Below are 21,393 nucleotides of genomic sequence, written 5' to 3' on the forward strand. Positions count from 1 at the left end.
CGCCTGAACCGTACCCTGCAAACCGAATGGGCCTACCGGCAGATCTTCACCTCAAACACCGCCCGCGCCGACGCCCTCGCACCCTTCATCGAGCATTACAACGCTCATCGCCACCACACCGCCATCAACGGCACACCCCTCAGCCGAGTGTTACCAACGTGACTGCCGAGTACACCTAGAGGCGGATGTCGGAGGGCCGGCTCAGCTCGATCCACGCGCTCTGTCTGGCAGGGCCGATGCGCATCACGTCCGCGGCGGCCAGCGGTCCGACGTCGAGCGCGGTGAGGGTCGCGATGTCGAGGACCGGCACCTGGAACGTTCGGAACGCCCCCAGCCGGGTGAGGGCGTCCGCGGTGAGATCGATCAACGCGGTCTGATCCAGGACGAATCCGGCCGCCGCGAGCGTGGGGCTGCCCCCGCGATCGGTCTCGGTCCACGCGGCGATCTTCCAGAACCGACGCGGGATCCGGATGCCGCGATACGGCGGATCGTCCTCCTCGAGCACCGGCCCGGTCAGGACCGACACCCGCTGATCGGCCGCATCGGCGAACTCCAGCACGTGGTCCTCCAGCCCGACCCACAGATCCTTCGACTGGTTGAACGCGGATGCCTGAGGGGCGGCGTTCGTGTAGACGAACGTCGCCTCGGTCGCCGCACGGGCCTCGGCGACGGTTCCCCACCCGGGATCCCGGCGGCGCACCAGATGACCGCGGTCGAAGTCGTTGTCGGCGTACACCGCCGGCCCCGTCTGCTCTGCCGCCGGCACGCGCGGGTCCAGTTCCCACTCGCCCGTGCGAGGGAGATCCTGCAGCGTCGCGCCGTCGATGTTGACGGCGGTCGCCGCGGCGAGCCTGCGGTCCGGGTCCAGGAGCACGGTGAAACGCGGGTAGTCCAGCCGCGTCAAAGGACGACCGGCCGCTGCCCGCGGGAGGCCCACCGGCACGCCGAGGAACGCGGAGTCGTATCCGACGGAGGCGAGCGTGGCGGCATCCATTCGTCCAGCCTGCCACCGCCCCAGTCGCTCGGTGCGCGAGACGAGCAGGTCGACTCCGGCGCCCAGCACGAGTGCGGAGGCGACAGCGACGATGACCGCCACCGCTGGGGGACCGGGCAGCACACGCGCGATCGCCGTGCCGATGACCGCCTGGTAGAGCGCCCACAAGGCGGCGGCGCCCGCCGCGAGCGGCAGATAGCGGCTCATCGGCATCCGCACGGCGCCGGCCGTCAGATTCACCGCCAGGCGGGCGAACGGGATGAACCGAGCCGTGAACAGCACTGCTCCCGATCGCTGCGCGAGTCGCCTCCCTGCCCAGGAGAAGGCGCGGACCGCTCGCGGATGCCGCATCCATCGCCAGCGCTCGAGCCCGGCGCGGCGGCCGATCGCGTAGCAGGCGAGGTCGCCGCTCAGCGCGGCCGCGGCGGCGACGCCGATCACCGCGATCAGCCACGGTTGCCCGGTGGAGGCCGAAAGGGCCGCGATCGCCGTCACGGCGACCTCTCCGGGGATGATCACCAGGAACGCATCGGCGAGCACGACGACGAAGAGCCCCGGAAGCGCGGCAGCGCTCCCGGCGAGGGCGGTCAGTGCATCGTCCATGGGGTGGGGCCAGCATGTGGCGGTGCCCTGAACGCACGCCGACCAGTGGTGACGCGACGACGACGCGCGCGGGACGATCACGTGAACTCTGCGGGATCAGCCGCGATCGCGCAGGTGCGGGCGCCTCCCGGCCGTCACGCTGGAGGAGTGAGAGTCGCGCTGATCGCCGAGTCGTTCCTCCCCCACATGAACGGTGTGACCGGATCCGTTCTGCACGTCCTCGCCCATCTCCGGCGCCGGGGCCATGAGACTCTCGTGATCGCGCCGGATGCGGGCGGACCGACGGATTCGCGCTCAGTCGGGGCGACGCTGCTGCGCTCGGTCCCGCTCCCGTCCTACCCGCAGGTGCGGGTCGTCGTGGCCGGCGCCGCTCGCCTGATCGACATCCTCCGCGACTTCGCGCCGGACGTCGTGCACCTGGCGTCGCCGTTCGTCCTCGGTTGGCACGGCGTCCGGGCCGCCGACGCGCTGCGACTGCCGTCCGTCGCGGTCTACCAGACCGACGTGATCGCCTATGCGCAGCGGTACGGTGTCGCCGGCGGAGCCGCGTTCGCCTCCGCGCACACCGCGCGGCTGCACCGTCGGGCGACGCTCACCCTTGCACCGGGCACCGCCGCCGTCGCTCGACTGGAAGGGCTGGGCGTGGACCGCATCCGCCGCTGGGGACGCGGCGTGGATGCCGAGCTCTTCCATCCCGGACGGCGCAGCGCGGCATGGCGCGAGCGTGTCGCGCCGGGCCGGACGATCGTCGGCTATGTGGGGCGACTGGCCCCCGAGAAGCAGGTCGAGGATCTCCGAGCGCTCGCAGGCCTGGCAGGGGTGCGACTCGTGATCGTCGGGGACGGGCCGTCGCGCCCGCACCTGGAGCAGGTTCTCCCGGATGCCGTGTTCACGGGCCACCTCGAGGGCATCGCGCTGGCCGAAGCGCTCGCGAGTTTCGACGTGTTCGTCCATCCCGGCCAGAGCGAGACGTTCGGACAGACGCTCCAGGAGGCACGCGCGAGCGGTGTCCCGGTGGTCGCCACCGGCGCGGGGGGCCCGGTCGACCTCGTGCGCAGCAGTGTCGACGGCTGGCTCTATCGGCCGGGCGATCTCGGCGATCTCCGGGAACGGGTCGCGGATCTGACCGGCGACGCCGCCAAACGCGCGGCGTTCGCGGCTGCCGCCCGGGAGAGCGTGCGGGAACGCACCTGGTCATCGCTGGGTGATCAGCTGATCGCGCACTACGACGATGCGCGGGCGCTGCGTCCGCTCGACGACGCGCTGTTCGTTCGAGGCGAGAGGCGGATGCCCGCTCCGCCCCACCCGAGACAGGAGCTTCCGCGGTGGAGCCGCTACGTCGCGCTGGGCGATTCGCTCACCGAGGGACTGGGCGACACATCGCGCATGCCCGCCGGTCAGTGTCGCGGGTGGGCGGATCGGCTCGCGCAGCTGCTGGCGCACGCCGGCAGCGCCGGGCGGCATCCGTTCCGCTACGCGAATCTGGCCGTGCGGAGCACGCGCGTGTCGGACCTCGTGACGGACCAAGTGCCCAGGGCGCTGGCGCTTCGCCCGGATCTGGTGTCGATCTTCATCGGGGCGAACGACCTCGTCGGCAGGCGACCGGACGCGAAGGCGCTCGCCGAAGCCGTCGGCAGCGCTGTGCGAGCACTGCGCTCGGCCGGGGCTGATGTGCTGCTGGTCACCCCGGTGCTGCCCCGCCGACGTGCGGCGAAGCTGTTCGCCGCTCGCTTCGCCGCGTACGCGTCGCACCTGCGCCTCGTGGCGGAGCAGACCGGTGCGCTGCTCCTGGACCTGGACGCGCACCCGCTCCTGACCGAGCCGGCGATGTGGGCGTCGGACCGCGTCCATCTGCGTTCGGCAGGGCATCGGCACATGGCCTACTGCGCCGCGGGTCTGCTGGGCGTTCCGGATGCGCGTGAACTCGAGGTTCTGGAGACCTCCCTGCATGCCGATGACGACCCGGACGCGACCGGTGCCGCGTGGCTGCTGCACGACGCGCTGCCATGGGTGTGGCGCCGCGTCTGCGGTCGCCGTGCAGGCGACGGACGCTCGTCCAAGCACCAGACCTACGTTCGGATCGACGGGCCCGGACATCTGCGCCCGCAGTCGGTGCGCGCAGACTGAGCCCTCAGGCCTGCCAGCGATATTCGGTCTCGGGCCGGCCCGGCGCGCCGTAGCGCGGCGCGCGCGTCACACGGCCGCTGTCGGCGAGGTGCTCGAGATAGCGCCGCGCCGACACGCGGGACATGCCGAGCGCCGCCGCCGCCTCGGACGCCGAGACCGGACCGTGGCTGCGCACGTGAGCGCTGACGCGCTCGAGAGACTCGGTCGACAGCCCCTTCGGCACGGAGGAGACGGGCGCGGGGCGCAGCGCACCGAGCATCGCATCGATCTCGGACTGGGTTGCGGGCCCGGATGCCTCGCGTGAGCGCTCGCGGTACGCCCGGTATTGCTCGAGGCGTTCGCGGAACACGGCGAACGGAAACGGCTTGACGAGGTACTGCGCCACGCCGAGCCCGACCATCTGGCGGACCACGTCGGCGTCGCGGACGCCGGTGACGGCGATGACGTCCACATCGGCAGCGCGGGCTCGGACATGCCGGAGCACGTCCAGACCCGTGCCATCGGGCATCGTCATGTCCAGCAGGACCAGATCGATCCCCTCCGCGGGCGGACGCTCCAGGATCGCGGTGACCGCGGCGCGGGCTCCCGTGCACTCCGCGACCACCGTGAAGCCCTCCAGACGGCTCAGGTAGGTCCGGTGCAGTTCGAGGGTCAGCGCGTCGTCGTCCACCAGGAGCACGGTGATCATGCGTTCCTCCCCGGAAGGATCACGGTGAAGGTCGTCGGGTCGGCGGAGACGTCGACCGCGCCGCCCGCCTCCTCGACGATCGAGCGCACGAGCGCGAGCCCCACACCCCTGCCCTGGGGTCCCGCGGGCTTCGTGCTGAACCCGTGCTCGAAGATGCGCTCGCCGAGTTCGGGCGGCACGCCTCCACCCGAGTCCGACACCGCGATCGACAGTGCGCCGCCCGGCGCGGGGGAGAAGGCCACCCGGACCCAGCGCGGCTCGGGTCCCGTCGCCGCGGCGTCCAGGGCGTTGTCGATCAGGTTGCCGACGACCGAGACGGCGTCGACCGGGCTGAGCGTGCTGCGCGGAGCCGCCGGGTCGATGTCGGCCGACCACTCCACGCCCCGCTCCCGCGCCTGCGGCGCCTTGCCCAGCAGCAGAGCGCCCACGGTCGGGTCGCCGTCCCGGCGGGCGGCTACTTGGTCCACGAGCTCCTGCGACTGCCGTGAGGTCTCGGTGAGGATGCCGATCGCCTCCTCCGTGCGCCCGAGTTCGAGCAGCGCCACGGCGGTGTGCATGCGATTCCCGTGCTCGTGCGTCTGCGCCCGCAGCGCCTCGCCGAGGGTGCGCACCGATTCGTACGAGGACACCGCGTCGCGCACGGCGCTGGCCGGCAGGTCGCCGGCGATGCGGCGCGTGAGGCGCCCCGCGAACCACGCCGCCGCCAGCCCGATGGCGGCGAGCGCGGCGGCCACGGCGACCACGAACGGAACCTGGCGCAGCACTCCGCTGCCGAGGCTGCCCAGCGTGATGCCGGCCGAGACGAGCGCGACGACCCCGCCGTCCTGCATCACCGGCACGACCGAGCGCACGGAGGGGCCGAGCGTCCCGGTTGCCTCCTCGGTGAGCTCCCGTCCCTGCAGCGCCGGCTCGATCGTGCCGAGATAGGGCTTGCCGATCTCGTCGGGATCGCGATGGGTGAGGCGGATCCCGTCGGTGGTCATGATCGTGACGAAATCGATCGGCGTCTGCGCCATGATCTCCTCGGCGACCGGCTGCAGCTCCGCCGTCGCCGCCGCATCCGTGCCGCCGGTCACCGCCGCGGCGACCTCGGGCATCTCGGCGATCGTGCGGGCGACGGCGAGGGTCACCGCTTCGGCCTGCGCGCGCTGCGTCGTCTGTGCCTGGAGGGCCAGCAGCGCGACCAGAAGACCTGTGATCACCACGACCGCGCCCAGGAAGGCCAGGAACACCCGCGACGCCGCGCTCGCTCCCGCTTTGCCGGCCATGCCCCTCCTCGGGTGATCGTGCCGCGACCAATACGACCACAACTGCCGGGTGGCGGCATCCGTCGCTCAGAGTACTCGCAGGACGGATGCCGGACCGGCAGCCGATAGACAACGAAGTTTCTACTCCCTCGGAGGCGAAGATGGCTCTTCAGATCCCCAGAACGCAATCGTTCAAGCTGCCCGGCTACAACTGGCGCCGAGGGAAGACGTCGTGGGACCGGCATACCTGGCTGTACATCTCGGTGATCATCGCCGTGGTCCTCGGCGCCACGATCGGTCTCATCTGGCCGGAGGTCGGCATCGCACTCGAGCCGATCGGCAAGGGCTTCGTCGCGCTCATCAAGATGATGATCGCCCCGATCATCTTCTGCACGATCGTCGTCGGGATCGGCTCGATCGCGAAGGCCGCGACCGTCGGCAAGATCGGCGGGCTCGCGCTGCTGTACTTCATGATCATGACGACGTTCGCGCTCGCGATCGGCCTGTTCGTCGGCAACCTCATCCACCCGGGTGAGGGTCTGGACATGTCGAGCTCGACGTATGACACGTCCACGCTCGAGCCCAAGACGACGCAGGAGTTCCTGCTCGGGATCATCCCCACGACCTTCTTCTCCGCCTTCACGGGCGAGAGTGTGCTCCAGGTGCTGTTCATCGCCCTCCTCGTCGGCTTCGCGCTGCAGAAGATGGGACCCAAGGGCGAGCCGATCATGACGGCCGTGAAGAACCTGCAGGCGCTCGTCTTCCGGATCCTCGGGATGATCCTGTGGCTCGCTCCCCTCGGCGCGTTCGGTGCGATCGCCGCGGTCGTGGGCAAGACCGGCTTCGCCGCCATCGTCAGCCTCGGTGTGCTCATGATCGCGTTCTACATCACGTGCGCGGTGTTCGTCTTCGGCATCCTCGGGACACTGCTGTACTCGGTGGCGCGCGTGAACATCTTCAGCCTCATGAAGTACCTGGCCCGCGAGTACCTCCTGATCGTCGGCACCTCCTCCTCCGAGTCGGCCCTTCCGCGACTGATCGCGAAGATGGAGCACCTCGGTGTCGCCAAGCCCGTCGTGGGCATCACCGTCCCCACGGGCTACTCGTTCAACCTCGACGGCACCGCGATCTACCTCACGATGGCGACGATGTTCATCGCGACGGGGATGGGGATGCCGATGTCGATCCCCGAGCAGATCGGTCTGCTGCTGTTCATGGTGATCGCCTCGAAGGGCGCCGCGGGAGTCACCGGTGCGGGCCTGGCCACGCTCGCCGGCGGCCTGCAGGCCTACCGCCCCGACCTCGTGGACGGCGTCGGTGTGATCGTCGGCATCGACCGCTTCATGTCCGAGGGGCGTGCGCTGACGAACTTCACCGGCAACGCGGTCGCCACGGTTCTGATCGGAACCTGGACGAAGGAGATCGACAAGCACCGGGTGCGGAGCGTTCTGCGCGGCGAGCGGCCGTTCGACGAGACGACGCTCTCGGGTGACGACCACGACGGCATGTCGCAGGCGCCGGACGCGGTCGGAGTCCAGGGACTCGAAGAGGCGGCGGTCGCTGAAGCGGAGGCCAAGGAGCAGCGGGCCCGCGAGCGCGAGTCGGCGCTGAGTCGCTGAGCTGACACGGACGAAGGGCCCTCCCGAACGGGAGGGCCCTTCGTCCGTGCGATCGGGGAAGCCGGAGAAGATCAGCCGCTCTTGCGACGGAACTCGCGCTTGGTCACGGCGCCGTGGGTGCCGTGGACGGCCGAGTCGCCGTCGAGGTGGGACTCGCCCTCGCGGTGCTGGGCGTTCTTCTTCTCGAGTGCTTCCTTGAACTTGCGCTTCATCTCATCGGATGCCGCGCCGGCGGGCTTGTCCTCGGTGCTCATGCCTTCACCCTAAGCGGGCGGTGTGGCGGGCGCCACCGATGGAAGCCGGTGGGGGACGCCCTGGTAGGATCGGTGAGGTTGCCCTTGCGGCATCCGCTCAATTCAACATGAGCTCACGGAGCAGGCCGGCAGCTAGCTGGTCCCCTGTGGTGGTCTCCCCGTCGTGTGCAAGCCGGGTGGGTTTCTACTGGTGACCAGTGCTGGCGCGATCCGCGGTAGATGCCGCGCGCCGAGATCTGCCTGTTCCTGCTCCTTCGCACACGCTCGCGCGCGAATCGCGCGCGCGAGCTAAAACAAAGAAGGAGTGACCTTTTGGAAGGTCCTGAAATCACCGCCGCTGAAGCCGTTCTCGACAACGGCCGCTTCGGCACCCGCACCGTCCGGTTCGAAACCGGACGCCTCGCCCAGCAGGCGCAGGGCGCTGTCGCCGCGTACCTCGACGAGGAGACGATGCTCCTGTCGGCCACGAGCGCCGGCAAGCACCCCCGCGAGGGCTTCGACTTCTTCCCCCTCACGGTGGACGTCGAAGAGCGTTCGTACGCGGCCGGCAAGATCCCCGGTTCGTTCTTCCGTCGCGAGGGTCGCCCCTCCACCGAGGCGATCCTGGTCTGCCGCCTGATCGACCGCCCGCTGCGTCCGTCGTTCGTCGACGGCCTCCGCAACGAGGTGCAGATCGTCGTCACCGTGCTCTCGATCGCTCCCGGGGAGTTCTACGACGCCCTCGCGATCAACGCGGCCTCGCTGTCGACCCAGATCTCGGGTCTGCCGTTCTCGGGCCCGATCGCCGGTGTCCGCCTCGCGCTCATCCCCGGTCACGGCGAGCACGCGGACCAGTGGATCGCGTTCCCGACCGTCACCCAGCTCGAGGAGGCCGTGTTCGACCTCATCGTCGCCGGTCGCGTCATCACGGACGCGGACGGGAACGACGACGTCGCGATCATGATGGTCGAGGCCGAGGCCACCGAGGGTTCGTGGAACCTGATCAAGGGCGGCGCCGTCAAGCCGAACGAGCAGGTCGTCGCCGAGGGCCTCGAGGCCGCCAAGCCCTTCATCAAGGAGCTCGTCGCGGCGCAGAACGTCGTGGCGAACACCGCGGCGAAGGAGATCCAGCCGTACCCGGTGTTCCCGGCGTACAGCCAGGAGGTCTACGACTTCGTCGCCGGCCGCGCCTACGACCGTCTGGTGCCGGTGTACCAGATCGCCGACAAGCAGGAGCGTCAGAACGCGGATGACGCGATCAAGGACGACGTCAAGGCGCAGCTGCTCGCCGCCGTCGAGGCGGGGGAGCTTCCCGCCGTCGCGACGCTGGAGTTCTCGGCCGCCTACAAGTCGGTGACGAAGCTGATTGTTCGCGGTCGCATCCTCACCGAGGGCGTGCGCATCGATGGACGCGGCCTCGCCGACATCCGTCCGCTGGATGCCGAGGTCCAGGTCATCCCGCGCGTGCACGGTTCGGCGATCTTCCAGCGCGGTGAGACCCAGATCCTGGGTGTCACGACGCTGAACATGCTCAAGATGGAGCAGCAGATCGACTCGCTGTCGCCCGTCACGCACAAGCGCTACATGCACCACTACAACTTCCCGCCGTATTCGACCGGTGAGACCGGCCGCGTGGGCAGCCCGAAGCGTCGCGAGATCGGGCACGGCTTCCTGGCCGAGCGCGCGCTCGTGCCGGTGCTGCCCAGCCGCGAGGAGTTCCCGTACGCGATCCGTCAGGTCTCCGAGGCCCTCGGTTCCAACGGCTCGACGTCCATGGGCTCGGTGTGCGCCTCGACCCTGTCGCTGCTGAACGCGGGTGTGCCGCTGCGCGCGCCCGTCGCCGGTATCGCGATGGGGCTCGTCTCCGACCAGGTCGACGGTCAGACCCGCTACGCGGCGCTGACCGACATCCTCGGCGCCGAGGACGCGCTCGGCGACATGGACTTCAAGGTCGCCGGGACGAGCGAGTTCGTCACCGCGATCCAGCTCGACACGAAGCTCGACGGCATCCCGTCGTCGGTGCTGACCGCCGCGCTGCAGCAGGCGCACGAGGCTCGCCTGACGATCCTCGGTGTGCTGAACGCCGCGATCGACGCCCCGGACGAGATGGCGCCGACGGCTCCGCGCGTGATCAGCGTGCAGATCCCCGTCGACAAGATCGGTGAGCTCATCGGCCCCAAGGGCAAGACGATCAACGCGATCCAGGACGAGACCGGCGCGCAGATCTCCATCGAGGAGGACGGCACCGTCTACATCGGCGCGACCGACGGCCCCTCGGCCGAGGCCGCCCGTGCCCAGGTCAACGCGATCGCGAACCCGACGAACCCGGAGGTCGGCGAGCAGTTCCTCGGAACCGTCGTCAAGATCGCCGCGTTCGGCGCGTTCGTCTCGCTGCTGCCCGGCAAGGACGGACTGCTGCACATCAGCGAGGTCCGCAAGCTCGCCGGTGGCAAGCGTGTCGAGAACGTCGAGGACGTGCTGGGCGTGGGTCAGAAGATCCTCGTGAAGATCACGAAGATCGACGACCGCGGCAAGCTCTCGCTCGAGCCGGTCCTCGAAGAGGCCGCCGACCAGGAGGGGCGCGCCGCGGCGAGCGCCGGCCCGGAGGCTCCCGCCGAAGGCTGATCCTGTCCGTGCGATGCCCGTCCCTGTCCGCAGGGGCGGGCATCGCCGTTCCTGTCCCCCGAATGGTGGACAGCGGGCTGCATCATAGCGGCTCGTGACGCAAGCGTTATCCAATATTTACCGACCGGATGCCGGAATGTCCGGGTGCCGCGGATGAACGGCCTACCCTCGGAATTAAGCGTCGGGGGGCGTGCAGAACTTCGCAGTCACGAAGGCTCCGTCCGGGTGTTCGTGAGGGGGTGGGACCATGACAGGAACCGGAATCGGCTCCGCGGTCTCCTCGGAGAGCCCGCCCCTGCTGCCCGCGCCGGGCGGCGTGCATCCGTCTGCGCCGATCCCGGTCCAGGGCCCGCCCGTCGGGCAGTCCGTCCGTGTGAAGCTCGGCGAGACCGACGCCGACGTCTTCCCGCTGATCCTCGGCGGTGCGGAGTTCGGGTGGAACGTCGACCTGGAGACCAGTCACGAGATCATCGACGCCTTCCTCGAGCGCGGTGGCAACATGCTCCACACGGCGGACAGCTTCTCGGCAGGGCGCAGCGAGCACATCATCGGGCAGTGGCTGCACTCACGGGGACTCCGCGAGGACATCACCCTCGCGGTCAAGGTCGGCGGTCACCCCGACAATCCGGGTCTCGGACCCGTGAACCTCGTCCGTGCCGTGGAGGCGTCCCTCACCCGGCTGCGGACCGATCGCATCGACGTGCTGTATCTCGATGCCGCGACCGGCACGGCGACCGAGCTCGAGGAGACGCTCGCGACCGCCGAGTGGCTGGTCGACTCCGGCAAAGCCCGCGCTCTGGGCGCCGCCGGGTTCACGGCCGCCCAGCTCGTCGAGGCGCGCATCTACGTCTCAGCCGGTTACCCGCGCATCACGGTCCTCGACGTGCCGTTCAACGTCCTGCGCCGCCACGAGTTCGACGCGGACCTGCGTCTGGTCGCGGGTGCGCAGGGGATGGCGGTCACGCCGTCGCATGCGCTCGAGCACGGCTTCCTCGCGGGTCGTCACCGCACCCGCCTGCGCGGCGGACTGTCCGTTCGCGGCGCGCAGATCGCCGCGAACATCAACCGTCGCGGCAGCCGGACCCTGCGCGCGCTCGACTCCGTCGGCACCGATCTCGGAGTGCCCGATGCGGCGGTCGCGGTGGCGTGGCTGCTCGCGCAGCGTCTCGTGACGGCGCCGATCGTCAACGCGTATGCCGCCGCGCAGGTGGAGGAACTCGTGCAGGGCGTCGGCGTGCGGCTGAGCCGCAGCCACCTTGCCGAGATCGCCCGCGCCTCCGTGTGACCGGGTCCGCGTCCGAGGCGTGGCATAGGCTGGAAGAGTGCCCACGGGCACGCGAATCCCCCGACGAAGTGAGCAGTGTGACGCACTACATCTATCTCGTGCGGCACGGCGAACACCAGGACGCCGAGCACGGACTCGTCGACGGACCCCTGTCGCCGCGCGGTCGTCGCCAGGCCGCCCTGCTCGCGGATCGCCTGTCCGGCGTCCCCTTCGACGCCGTGTGGCACTCGCCGCTCGAGCGGGCCAGCCAGACCGCGCGGGCGGTCGCCGAGCGGATGCCGTCGCTGTCGCCGAAGCCGTCCGCGCTGCTGTTCGACTGCGTGCCCACCGGGATGACCGAGGAGACGCCGAGCGTGTTCGAGCCGTTCTTCGGCGCCGTCACCGAAGCCGAGATCGAAGCCGGGCGCGCACAGATGGCCGATGCGTCCAGCGAGTACCTCGCCCGCCGCAGCGGCGAGGTCCACGAGCTGCTGATCACCCACAACTTCGTGATCGGCTGGTTCGTGCGTGAGGTGCTGCAGGCTCCGGACTGGCGCTGGATGACGTTGAACCAGGCGCACTGCGGGCTGAGCGTCATCGCCCAGAAGCAGGGGCGCCCGTGGACGCTGCTCTCGCACAACGACCTCGCGCACCTTCCGGTCGAGCTGCGCACCGGTCTACCCGAGGTGTACCCGGTCTAGCCGCCGGCGAGGGACTTGCCGTACCACCGCGTGGCGTTCGGGTTGTCGTTGTAGGGATCGATCGCGGTGAAGCCCGCCGCCTCGTACAGGCGCCCGGCGGCCTCGAGCGTGTGGTGGGTGTCCAGGACCAGCTCGCGCGCGCCGAGGGAGATCGCCCGCTGCTCGAGGTCCTCGATGAGGAGTCGCCCCCACCCGCGACCACGCGTCTCCGGGCGCAGGTAGAGGTGCTTCACCTCGTACCGCACGCCGAGCGGGCCCTCGTCCACGCGTCGGATGCCGCCGCAGCCGACGGGGTGGGCCTCGGTGTCCTCGGTCGCGTCGTCCGTGACGACGACGAACACCCCGGCGGGCGGCTCGAACACCGGACGATCCGGGAAGACGGTCGTGTAGGTGTGTCCGGGGAACGTCGACACCCGCATCGCGAAGTACTCCGCCAGCAGGTCGCGGGCGGCGGGGTCGTCGACGGGGGTCGCGGTGAACGTGGGCATCCCCCGAGCGTAGTCGCGGCCCCGCGCGCGGGCCGGCCGCTTCGTCGCCCCTACGATGGATGGATGACGACGCGCGTGGCCCTGGTCGGCGGCACCGGCAAGCTCGGTGGCATCATCCGCGACGTGATCGAGGCGGACGAGGACTTCGAGGTCGTCGCGGTGCTGTCCTCCCGATCGGACCTCGCCGAGCTCGCCGGCGCCGATCTCGTCGTCGACGCGTCCACTCCCGCGGTCTCGATCGACGTGGTCCGCGCCGCGGTCGAGCGGGGTGTCAATGTCCTCGTCGGCACTTCCGGCTGGTCGGCGGAACGCATCGCCCTGGTCCGCCCTCTGGTCGAGGCGGCCGGGACCGGAGCGGTGTTCATCCCGAACTTCTCGCTCGGCTCCGTCCTCGGCTCCGCCCTCGCCGCGGCGGCCGCACCGTTCTTCCCGTCGATCGAGATCGTCGAGGCGCATCGCGAGACCAAGGTCGATTCCCCGAGCGGCACCGCTGTGCGCACGGCCGAGCTCATCGCCGCCTCGCGCGCGGAGGTCGGGCCGGTGGAATCCCCGCACGTGGACCAGCGCGCGCGGGGGCAGCAGGTCGCGAGCGTTCCGATCCACTCGCTCCGTCGCCCCGGGGTGATCGCCCGGCAGGACGTCGTCCTCTCGGGCGCAGGGGAGTCCCTGACGCTGACCCACGACACCGTCGACCCGGCGCTCGCCTACGCTCCCGGCATCCGTATCGCCCTCGCCGCCGCTCGCGACGCCCGAGGTGTGACCGTCGGGCTGGACAGCTTCCTCGACATCGGCATCCGCGTGCCGCGCCCCAGCCGAGAGCGCCCTTTCGGTGAAGGCGGCGTCCCGGGTCAGGTGGCCCGCGCGACCGGCGTATGAGCGCACGCATCGGCGTCGCCGTCATGGCGGTGCTGCTCGCGCTCTACATCGCCCTCGTCGCTCAGCGCGCGTGGCTGCTGCTGCAGAGCGGTGACGCGGTGGGGATCGCGATGGGCGTGGCGCTCGTGGTGCTCCCGGCGATCGCCGTCTGGGCGCTGGGGCGGGAACTGTGGTTCGGGTTCCGCGCCGAGCAGCTGGCCCGCCGCCTCGAGTCCGAGGGGGGGATGCCGGACGAGCAGGTCACGGTCACCCCCAGCGGCCGCATCGTGCGCGAGGACGCCGATGCCGCCTTCCCGCGCTACCGCGCCGACGTCGAGCAGAGTCCCGAGGACTGGCGGGCGTGGTACCGGCTCGCGCTCGCGTACGACGCCGCTCGGGACCGCCGGCGGGCGCGGGAGGCCGTGCGCCGCGCGATCAGGCTCGAAGCGGGGGAGCGGAAAGGCTAGCTTCCCGCGGGCAGCACCGCGGCATCCACCGCCTCCTCGACGGTCGCGTGAGCGAAGCGGAAGCCGGATTCGGTGAGGACGTTCGGCAGCACGGCGGCGTCAGTGGTCAGAAGCCCCTCCGTCGCGTCCGCGCCGAGCACGAGCTTCAGGGCGAAGCCCGGTGCGGGGACGACGAACGGACGGTTCATCCGTCGCGCGAGGGCGAAACCGAGGTCGTTCGCCGTCGCGGTCGTCGGTCCGGTGAGGTTCACGGGACCGGTGAGTCCGGCGTCGATCACGTGACGGATGCCGCGCACTTCGTCCTCGAGGGAGATCCACGGCCACTTCTGCCGCCCGCCGGCGATCGGGCCGCTGAGGCCGAAGCGCGTCAGCAGGATGAGCGGCTTCAACACGCCTCGCGCGTGCACGAGGGGGGCGGTCCGCAGCAGCGCCACCCGCGCCCTGTCGCCCGCACCGCGGGCCGCGCTCTCCCACTCGCCGCACAGCTCCGCGAGGAACGTGCTGCCGCGGGGGGAGTTCTCGTCCAGGATCGCCCCCGGCGCGGATCCGTAGTACCCGACGGCGGACGCCGAGACGAACGCCGGAGCGTCCGCGCCCAGCTCGCGGACCGCCCGGGCGATCGCACGCGTGGGGGTGATCCGCGACCACAGCAGGGTGTCCTTGTACGAGCGCGTCCACGGGAAGCGCCCGATCGACGCACCGTTCAGCCCGACGACGGCATCCGCTCCCGCCAGCACGTCCGGGTCCAGCGCGTCGCCGTCGGTCAGCCACGTGATCTCATCCGGGGACGTGGCCGGACGTCGCACGAGGGTGGTGACGGTGATCCCGTCCGCGCGGAGGCTGTCCACGAGCGCCGAGCCGATCAGGCCGGAGGCGCCGGCGACGACGACGCGGCGGGGGTGGTCAGGCAAGCGTGGCCTCGAGCGTGATCTCGATGCCGGCGAGCGCCTTCGAGACCGGGCAGTTGGCCTTCGCGTCCGCGGCGATGCGGTCGAAGTCGTCGCGCGACAGGCCGGGGACGACGGCGTTGACATTCAGGTGGCTGCCGGTGATGCCGGTTCCCGGGGCGAAAGTGACCGATGCCGTCGTGTCGATGGACTCCGGCGGGGTGCCGTTCTCGGCCAGGGCGTGCGAGAACGCCATGCTGAAGCACGACGCGTGAGCGGCCGCGATGAGCTCCTCGGGGGTCGTCACCGACGTCGAGCCTTCGCTGCGGGCCTTCCAGTTCACTTCGAACGGCCCGATTCCGGAGGATCGGAAGGCGACCTCGCCCGATCCGTCGGCCAGACCGCCCTTCCAGACGGTGGTTGCTTCGCTCGTGACGCTCATCCGGTCCTCCTGATCGACATGCGCACGCGGCGCCTCGCGGTCGAGCCTAACCGCGGCGCAGGGGGTGCGCGACCGGATCAGGCGGGAAGATCGCGCGCGCGTCCGATGAGTCCGGCGCGCTGCAGGACCAGGTACAGCTGGCATCCGAGACACAGCCCGAATGCGGCGTTGAGGAACGCCGCCACGAACGCCGCCGCGGCGGCGATGGGCAGCGCCCACGCGACGCCGGCGAGGTGGAGGACGAGGCCGATCGAGACGACGAACAGGCCGACACCCTGCGCGAACCGCGGCGGCCGCGGGTCCTCGAGCTCGGTCGGCGGCGACAGCCGCGGCTGGATGACCGCGCGGTAGAGCGCGCCCCAGGGTGCGGTCCGCGGAGACAGGACCCCCCACAGGAACAGCGCCCAGATGATCACGAGCAGCACGAACGCCGGTTCGGCGGCGCGGGCGGCCACCGTGGCGCCGATCGGCGTCGTGAGGCCGAGGAACACGTCCACGAGCAGCAGGAGTGCGGTGATGCCGGCGGCGAAGCGCGGACCCCGCGGGTCGATTCCACGCGCCCGGCGGGCGGCATCCGTTCGATCAGACATGGGCGTCCTCTCCGGTCAGGCGGTTGAGCTCGAGCTCGAGCACGTCGCGGTTGGGCACGCCGCCGAAACGGGTGCGCACGACGCCGGCACCGTCCAGGACCAGCGTCGTCGGCGTCTGCAGGACGTGGAAGTGCTTCGCGATGTCCGGCCGGTGGGTGAGGTCGATGTCGAGGTGCACGACGCCGTCGCGCCCGTCCGCGACGGCCGCGAGGGTGCGATGCACGCCCGGGCACCGCGAGCACATCTCGGTGCTGAACTGCAGGAGAGTGGCCGCTTCGCCCAGCCGGTCCGCACCGAGGCGGGCGGGCTCGACGACCTCGTGCGGGATGTGCCGGCGCGGCCGGCTCTGGCGCCAGCGGAGGAAGACGCCGAACGCGACTGTGGCCGCCAGCAGGAGGGCGAGACCGATGAGTGCGTCGACGAGAGTCACAGCATCCCAGGGTAACTGCTTGCGCCTGAATAGGTGCCGGATGCCGCCACTGTGACGGACCCGTCGTAACAAAGCGCGGGGACACGACGAGCGTCGCCGAGCGGCGGGTCGGGGGCGGGGCTAGCATCGAGACGATGTCCGAGACGATCCCCACCCCCTACGAAGACCTGCTGCGCGACGTGCTGGAGCACGGCACCGTGAAGACGGATCGGACCGGCACCGGGACCCGGAGCGTCTTCGGACGCCAGATCCGGTTCGACCTGTCCCAGGGCTTCCCGCTGATCACGACGAAGCGGGTGCACCTCAAGTCGATCGTGTACGAACTGCTGTGGTTCCTGCGTGGCGAGTCCAATGTGGAGTGGCTGCAGGAGAACGGTGTCTCGATCTGGGACGAGTGGGCGGACGCCGCGGGCGAACTCGGTCCCGTCTACGGCGTGCAGTGGCGCTCGTGGCCCACCCCCTCCGGAGAGCCGATCGACCAGATCGCCGGGGTGATCGAGGAGATCCGGCGTAATCCCGATTCGCGTCGGCTCATCGTCTCGGCCTGGAATCCGGCCGACATCCCCGACATGGCACTCGCCCCCTGCCATGCGCTCTTCCAGTTCTACGTCGCGGACGGCAGGCTCTCGTGCCAGCTGTACCAGCGCAGCGCGGACATGTTCCTCGGCGTCCCGTTCAACATCGCCTCCTATGCGCTTCTCACGCACATGATCGCGCAGCAGACGGGCCTCGAGGTCGGCGACTTCGTCTGGACAGGCGGCGACTGCCACATCTACGACAACCACATCGAGCAGGTCCGCCTGCAGCTGAGCCGCGAGCCCTACCCGGCCCCGACGCTTTCGATCACCCGGACGCCGGAGTCGATCTTCGATTACCGGTACGAGGACTTCGTCGTCGAGGACTATCGGCATCACCCGGCGATCCGCGGAGCCGTCGCGGTATGACGACCCGCATCGGGCTCATCTGGGCGGAGGCAGAGGGCTCGGTCATCGGTCGGGACGGCGGGATGCCGTGGCACGTTCCCGAGGACCTCGCCCACTTCAAGGCGTTGACCTCCGGGTCGCCGGTCGTGATGGGCCGCGGCACATGGGACTCGCTCGACCCGCGGTGGCGACCGCTCCCGGGGCGCCGCAACATCGTGGTCACCCGTCAGGATGCCTGGTCGGCGCCCGGTGCCGAGCGCGCGGCATCCCTCGACGACGCGCTCGAGCTGGCCGCGGACTCGTCGCCGGAGTGGATCTGGGTGATCGGCGGGGGAGCGATCTTCGACCTCGCGATCGGAAGCGCCGACCGGATCGAGAAGACCGAGCTGCGGCATCCGGACGGCTTCGCACCGCAGCCCGGCGACGTCATCGCGCCGTGGATCGACCCCGAGCGGTTCGCCGTCGTCGAATCGGCCGCCGCCGAGACGTCCACGAGCGGGATCGGCTACCGGTTCATCCGCTACGAGCGGCGCGCACCGACCTAGGCTCGGGCGCATGGCACGAACCGCACTGATCACGGGCGCGAGCTCCGGCCTGGGCGCCGAGTACGCCCGTCAGCTCGCCGCGCGCGGCACGGACCTCGTCCTCGTCGCCCGCGATCGATCCGCGCTCACGGCGCTCGCCGACCGGCTCGTCTCGCGACACCGGGTGGAGGTCGAGGTGCTTCCCGCAGATCTGCTGGATCACCGCCAGCGCCAGAAGGTCGAGCGACGACTGGGCGATGCCGCCCGTCCGATCGACATGCTCGTGAACAACGCCGGGTTCGGCCTGCCGCTGAGCTTCGCGCGCAACGACATCGAGGACGAGGTGCACCACTTGCGGCTGCACGTCGAGGTGCCCATGCGGCTCACGCACGCCGCCCTCGGCCCGATGCTCGCGCGCGGCGGCGGGCGGATCGTGAACATCGCGTCGGTCGCGGGTTTCATCCCGCGTTCGACGTACGGGGCGTGCAAAGGCTGGCTCATCAGCTTCAGCCGCTGGGCGAACACGCGGTACGCGGCCCGCGGAGTGACCACGACCGCGGTGTGCCCGGGCTTCACGCACACGAACTTCCACGAGCGGATGGGGCTGCCGCCGGGGCAGGAGGGGCTGGCGGACTGGATGTGGCTCGACGCCGACGACGTGGTCGCGCAGTCACTGCGCGACATCGCCCGCGGCAAGGCGGTGTCGGTGCCGTCGCTGCGGTACAAGGCGATCGTCGCGCTGACCCGTGTGCTGCCGGCTGGCCTCCTGGCCTCGGTGGGCGAGCGCGGGCGCTGAGCCGGGGCACCGCGCCGGTCGTGGGGGCGCTCGCGGCATGTGCGCCGACTCGCGGCCCGTGCGGCACCACGTGCCGTGAGGGCGCGAACGCGCCGGGAGGCGACAGCGCGCGCCGGTGCGGGTACGCGCGAGCCGATACCCTGAGACCATGACGCACACCGCCAATCCGTTCGGTCAGGTGCTCGTCGCGCTCGTCACCCCGATGACGGCCGACGGCGAGGTCGACTGGCCCGCCGTCGAGAAGCACATGGACGACGTCATCACCGCGGGCGCCGACGGCATCGTCGTGACGGGCACCACGGGTGAGACGAGCACGCTGACGGATGCCGAGAAGATCCGCCTCGTCGAAGTGGGCAAGGACGTGGCCGCGGGCAGGGCGAAGATCATCACCGGCGGCGGCTCGAACGAGACCGCTCACGCGATCGAGCTGTACAAGGCGAGTGAGAAGGTCGGCGCCGACGGCATCATGATCGTCACGCCGTACTACAACAAGCCCACCCAGGCCGGCGTCCTGACGCACTTCCGGCTCGTCGCGGATGCGACCGATTTGCCCGTGATCCTGTACGACATCCCCGGTCGCACGGGGGTCCCGATCCGGTACGAGACGATCCTCCGCATCGCGAAGCACCCGAACGTGCTCGCGATCAAGGACGCGAAAGGCGATTTCAGCGAAGTCAGCCGGGTCCTCAACCAGACCGACCTCATGTACTTCTCGGGCGACGACGCGAACGTCCTCCCGCACCTGTCGATCGGCGCGACGGGCCTCATCGGCGTGACGGCGAACATCGCCGCCCAGCCCTATCGGGCGATCGTGGATGCCGTCAACCGCGGCGATCTGGCGGCGGCGACGGCCGCTCACAAGCAGCTCGAACCGCTCGTGCGTGCCGTCATGACCCACGTCCCCGGCACCGTCTCGGCGAAGTACATCCTGCACGGCCTCGGCCGCATCGGCAGCCCGCGCGTGCGTCTGCCCCTCGTGGGCCCGGAGGAGTGGGAAGCCGCGAAGATCGAAGACGAGCTCGCGCTCGTGCGCGATGTCCCGGGCGCGGATTTCTCCAACTTCCGCCCGGACCGCAACGCCGCCGCCGGCGGCGCGCTGCCGAAGGTCTCCGGAACGACCAGATGATGCGACGCGCGAAGCGCTGAGCGCTCGCGCGCGCGAAAGCGGATGCCGCGGCATCCCGAGGAAGGCCCCTGATGCCCAGTACCGTGTACGACCCGCCCGCCCTGGAGGCGGGGACCCTGCGCGTGACCCCGCTCGGCGGTCTCGGCGAGGTCGGCCGCAACATGACGGTGTTCGAGTACGCCGGCAAGCTCCTGATCGTGGACTGCGGGGTGCTGTTCCCGGAGGAGCACCAGCCCGGCGTCGACCTGATCCTGCCCGATTTCGAGCCGATCAAGAATCGCCTCGACGATGTGGTCGGGGTCGTGCTCACGCACGGTCACGAAGACCACATCGGTGCGGTGCCGTACCTCCTCAAGCTCAAGCAGGACATCCCGCTGATCGGCTCAGGACTCACGCTCGCCTTGATCGAGGCGAAGCTCAAGGAGCACCGGATCCGGCCGTACACCCTCACCGTCACCGAGGGTCAGCACGAGTCGATCGGCCCGTTCGACCTCGAGTTCATCGCGGTGAACCACTCGATCCCCGATGCGCTCGCCGTCGCGATCCGCACACCCGCCGGCCTCGTGCTGGCCACCGGTGACTTCAAGATGGATCAGCTCCCGCTCGACGACCGGCTCACCGACCTCAGGGCGTTCGCGCGTCTGGGCGAAGAGGGTGTCGACCTGTTCCTGGTCGACTCCACGAACGCGGATGTTCCCGGCTTCACCCCGCTCGAGCGCAGCATCGGCCCGGTCCTGGACCAGGTGATCGGCAAGGCCCCGCGGCGGGTCATCGTCGCGAGCTTCTCCAGCCACGTCCACCGCGTCCAGCAGGTGCTCGACGCCGCCGCCGCCCACGGCCGTCGCGTCGCCCTCCTCGGTCGCAGCATGGTGCGCAACATGGGCATCGCGGAGGAGCTCGGCTACCTCAACGTGCCCGACGGCGTGCTGATCGACTACAAGAAGGCGCGTGACCTGCCGGACGACAAGATCGTCTACATGTCCACCGGCAGTCAGGGCGAACCGATGGCGGTCCTCAGCCGGATGGCCAACAACGACCACGAGATCGACCCGGGCCCGGGGGACACCGTGATCCTCGCCTCGAGCCTCATCCCCGGCAACGAGAACGCCGTGTACCGCGTGATCGACGGCCTGACCAAGCTCGGGGCGAACGTCGTCCACAAGGGCAACGCGAAGGTCCACGTCTCCGGCCACGCCGCCGCCGGCGAACTCCTGTACTGCTACAACATCCTCAAGCCGCGCAACGTCCTGCCGATCCACGGCGAATACCGTCACCTGATGGCCAACTCCCGCCTCGCGCAGGACACGGGCGTCCCCGCGGACCGCACGATCCTCGGCGAGAACGGCACGGTGATCGACCTGAAGGACGGTCGCGCCGACGTCGTCGGGCAGCTCGACCTCGGTTTCGTGTACGTCGACGGCTCGACCGTGGGCGAGATCACCGAGGCCGACCTGAAGGACCGGCGGATCCTGGGGGAGGAGGGCTTCATCTCGGTGATCGTCGTGGTGGATGCCGCCACCGGACGCATCATCACGGGCCCTGAGATCCACGCCCGAGGGTTCGCCGAGGACGACACGGTCTTCGACAGCGTGAAGCCGAAGATCGCCGCGGCGCTCGCGGAGGCCGCCCAGTCGGGGGTGCGCGACACGCACGCGCTGTCTCAGGTCGTACGCCGGGTGATCGGGCGCTGGGTCAACCAGCAGCTGCGCCGCCGGCCGATGATCGTGCCCCTCGTCATCGAGGCGTAACACACGGTCGGTAGCA

22 protein-coding genes are annotated in these 21,393 nt (G+C 70.4%); 13 read left to right on the forward strand and 9 right to left on the reverse strand.

The annotated features are described in order from the left end of the window. The coding region (locus AB0P18_RS08780; protein ID WP_363359878.1) for an integrase core domain-containing protein at positions 1–162 on the forward strand (162 nt) is incomplete at its 5' end. A 13-nt stretch (positions 163–175) separates the two neighbouring features. On the opposite strand, the gene AB0P18_RS08785 is transcribed toward AB0P18_RS08780, so the two are convergent. Continuing rightward, complete coding sequence (locus AB0P18_RS08785; RefSeq protein WP_363359725.1) at positions 176–1,597, reverse strand: DNA/RNA non-specific endonuclease; 1,422 nt, start codon at positions 1,595–1,597, stop codon at positions 176–178. A gap of 147 nt (positions 1,598–1,744) precedes the next feature. Between AB0P18_RS08785 and AB0P18_RS08790 the strand changes: the two genes are divergently transcribed. Continuing rightward, on the forward strand, positions 1,745–3,724 hold the full coding sequence (locus AB0P18_RS08790) for a GDSL-type esterase/lipase family protein (RefSeq protein WP_363359726.1): 1,980 nt from the start codon (positions 1,745–1,747) through the stop codon (positions 3,722–3,724). Between the two features lie 4 nt (positions 3,725–3,728). Here AB0P18_RS08790 and AB0P18_RS08795 read toward each other — a convergent pair whose 3' ends face one another. Both AB0P18_RS08795 and AB0P18_RS08800 read right to left on the reverse strand, forming a co-directional pair. Beyond that, the gene (locus AB0P18_RS08795; protein WP_363359727.1) at positions 3,729–4,412 is read right to left on the reverse strand and encodes a response regulator; all 684 of its coding nucleotides are present in this window, start codon (positions 4,410–4,412) and stop codon (positions 3,729–3,731) included. Continuing rightward, positions 4,409–5,680, reverse strand: a complete 1,272-nt coding sequence (locus AB0P18_RS08800; RefSeq protein ID WP_363359728.1) for an ATP-binding protein — start codon at positions 5,678–5,680, stop codon at positions 4,409–4,411. Before AB0P18_RS08800 ends, AB0P18_RS08795 begins: the two co-directional genes overlap by 4 nt. Before the next feature lie 140 nt (positions 5,681–5,820). On the opposite strand from AB0P18_RS08800, the gene AB0P18_RS08805 reads away from it, so the two are divergent. Beyond that, complete coding sequence (locus AB0P18_RS08805) at positions 5,821–7,278, forward strand: cation:dicarboxylase symporter family transporter (RefSeq protein ID WP_344052863.1); 1,458 nt, start codon at positions 5,821–5,823, stop codon at positions 7,276–7,278. A gap of 71 nt (positions 7,279–7,349) precedes the next feature. On the opposite strand, the gene AB0P18_RS08810 is transcribed toward AB0P18_RS08805, so the two are convergent. Next, positions 7,350–7,532, reverse strand: coding sequence for a DUF5302 domain-containing protein (locus tag AB0P18_RS08810; protein ID WP_344052865.1), 183 nt, complete (start codon positions 7,530–7,532; stop codon positions 7,350–7,352). A 312-nt stretch (positions 7,533–7,844) separates the two neighbouring features. Between AB0P18_RS08810 and AB0P18_RS08815 the strand changes: the two genes are divergently transcribed. The 3 genes from AB0P18_RS08815 to AB0P18_RS08825 all read left to right on the forward strand — a co-directional run bounded on the left by AB0P18_RS08815 (position 7,845) and on the right by AB0P18_RS08825 (position 12,101). Next, the gene (locus tag AB0P18_RS08815) at positions 7,845–10,136 is read left to right on the forward strand and encodes a polyribonucleotide nucleotidyltransferase (RefSeq protein ID WP_344052867.1); all 2,292 of its coding nucleotides are present in this window, start codon (positions 7,845–7,847) and stop codon (positions 10,134–10,136) included. A gap of 247 nt (positions 10,137–10,383) precedes the next feature. Further along, complete coding sequence (locus AB0P18_RS08820; RefSeq protein ID WP_344052869.1) at positions 10,384–11,421, forward strand: aldo/keto reductase; 1,038 nt, start codon at positions 10,384–10,386, stop codon at positions 11,419–11,421. A gap of 77 nt (positions 11,422–11,498) precedes the next feature. Beyond that, a complete protein-coding gene (locus tag AB0P18_RS08825; protein ID WP_344052871.1) occupies positions 11,499–12,101 on the forward strand; it encodes a histidine phosphatase family protein in 603 nt (200 codons plus the stop codon). Here the strand turns inward: AB0P18_RS08825 and AB0P18_RS08830 are convergent. After that, the gene (locus tag AB0P18_RS08830; protein WP_363359730.1) at positions 12,098–12,589 is read right to left on the reverse strand and encodes a GNAT family N-acetyltransferase; all 492 of its coding nucleotides are present in this window, start codon (positions 12,587–12,589) and stop codon (positions 12,098–12,100) included. The two genes, AB0P18_RS08825 and AB0P18_RS08830, sit on opposite strands and share 4 nt — an antisense overlap. A 63-nt stretch (positions 12,590–12,652) precedes the next feature. Here AB0P18_RS08830 and dapB point away from each other — a divergent pair, with 63 nt between their 5' ends. Further along, positions 12,653–13,465 (forward strand): 4-hydroxy-tetrahydrodipicolinate reductase, encoded by an 813-nt coding sequence (gene dapB / locus AB0P18_RS08835; RefSeq protein ID WP_344052875.1) that lies wholly within the window; start codon positions 12,653–12,655, stop codon positions 13,463–13,465. Next, entirely contained in the window at positions 13,462–13,911 is a 450-nt protein-coding gene (locus AB0P18_RS08840; protein ID WP_344052877.1) for a hypothetical protein, read from the forward strand. Before dapB ends, AB0P18_RS08840 begins: the two co-directional genes overlap by 4 nt. Here the strand turns inward: AB0P18_RS08840 and AB0P18_RS08845 are convergent. From AB0P18_RS08845 to AB0P18_RS08860, 4 genes are all read right to left on the reverse strand, one after another. After that, positions 13,908–14,822 (reverse strand): TIGR01777 family oxidoreductase, encoded by a 915-nt coding sequence (locus tag AB0P18_RS08845; protein ID WP_363359731.1) that lies wholly within the window; start codon positions 14,820–14,822, stop codon positions 13,908–13,910. The two genes, AB0P18_RS08840 and AB0P18_RS08845, sit on opposite strands and share 4 nt — an antisense overlap. Beyond that, positions 14,815–15,240 (reverse strand): OsmC family protein, encoded by a 426-nt coding sequence (locus tag AB0P18_RS08850; RefSeq protein ID WP_344052881.1) that lies wholly within the window; start codon positions 15,238–15,240, stop codon positions 14,815–14,817. The genes AB0P18_RS08845 and AB0P18_RS08850 overlap by 8 nt, the downstream gene beginning before the upstream one ends. Before the next feature lie 77 nt (positions 15,241–15,317). After that, the gene (locus tag AB0P18_RS08855) at positions 15,318–15,830 is read right to left on the reverse strand and encodes a DUF4395 domain-containing protein (protein ID WP_344052883.1); all 513 of its coding nucleotides are present in this window, start codon (positions 15,828–15,830) and stop codon (positions 15,318–15,320) included. Next, positions 15,823–16,260: a thioredoxin family protein gene (locus AB0P18_RS08860; RefSeq protein WP_344052885.1), complete on the reverse strand. Its 438-nt coding sequence runs from the start codon at positions 16,258–16,260 to the stop codon at positions 15,823–15,825. The genes AB0P18_RS08855 and AB0P18_RS08860 overlap by 8 nt, the downstream gene beginning before the upstream one ends. Before the next feature lie 134 nt (positions 16,261–16,394). Here AB0P18_RS08860 and AB0P18_RS08865 point away from each other — a divergent pair, with 134 nt between their 5' ends. The 5 genes from AB0P18_RS08865 to AB0P18_RS08885 all read left to right on the forward strand — a co-directional run bounded on the left by AB0P18_RS08865 (position 16,395) and on the right by AB0P18_RS08885 (position 21,377). Next, on the forward strand, positions 16,395–17,204 hold the full coding sequence (locus AB0P18_RS08865) for a thymidylate synthase (RefSeq protein WP_363359732.1): 810 nt from the start codon (positions 16,395–16,397) through the stop codon (positions 17,202–17,204). Further along, complete coding sequence (locus AB0P18_RS08870) at positions 17,201–17,728, forward strand: dihydrofolate reductase (RefSeq protein WP_363359733.1); 528 nt, start codon at positions 17,201–17,203, stop codon at positions 17,726–17,728. Before AB0P18_RS08865 ends, AB0P18_RS08870 begins: the two co-directional genes overlap by 4 nt. 10 nt (positions 17,729–17,738) lie before the next feature. After that, on the forward strand, positions 17,739–18,503 hold the full coding sequence (locus AB0P18_RS08875; protein ID WP_344052891.1) for an SDR family oxidoreductase: 765 nt from the start codon (positions 17,739–17,741) through the stop codon (positions 18,501–18,503). 148 nt (positions 18,504–18,651) lie between these two features. Next, positions 18,652–19,629, forward strand: coding sequence for a 4-hydroxy-tetrahydrodipicolinate synthase (dapA, locus tag AB0P18_RS08880; protein WP_363359734.1), 978 nt, complete (start codon positions 18,652–18,654; stop codon positions 19,627–19,629). Positions 19,630–19,700: 71 nt separating this feature from the next. Then, positions 19,701–21,377, forward strand: a complete 1,677-nt coding sequence (locus tag AB0P18_RS08885) for a ribonuclease J (RefSeq protein ID WP_344052895.1) — start codon at positions 19,701–19,703, stop codon at positions 21,375–21,377. Positions 21,378–21,393: the final 16 nt, after the last annotated feature.

Origin of the sequence: Microbacterium sp. NPDC064584 (genome assembly GCF_040687315.1) — a bacterium.
Classification (GTDB): Bacteria; Actinomycetota; Actinomycetes; order Actinomycetales; family Microbacteriaceae; genus Microbacterium; species Microbacterium lacus.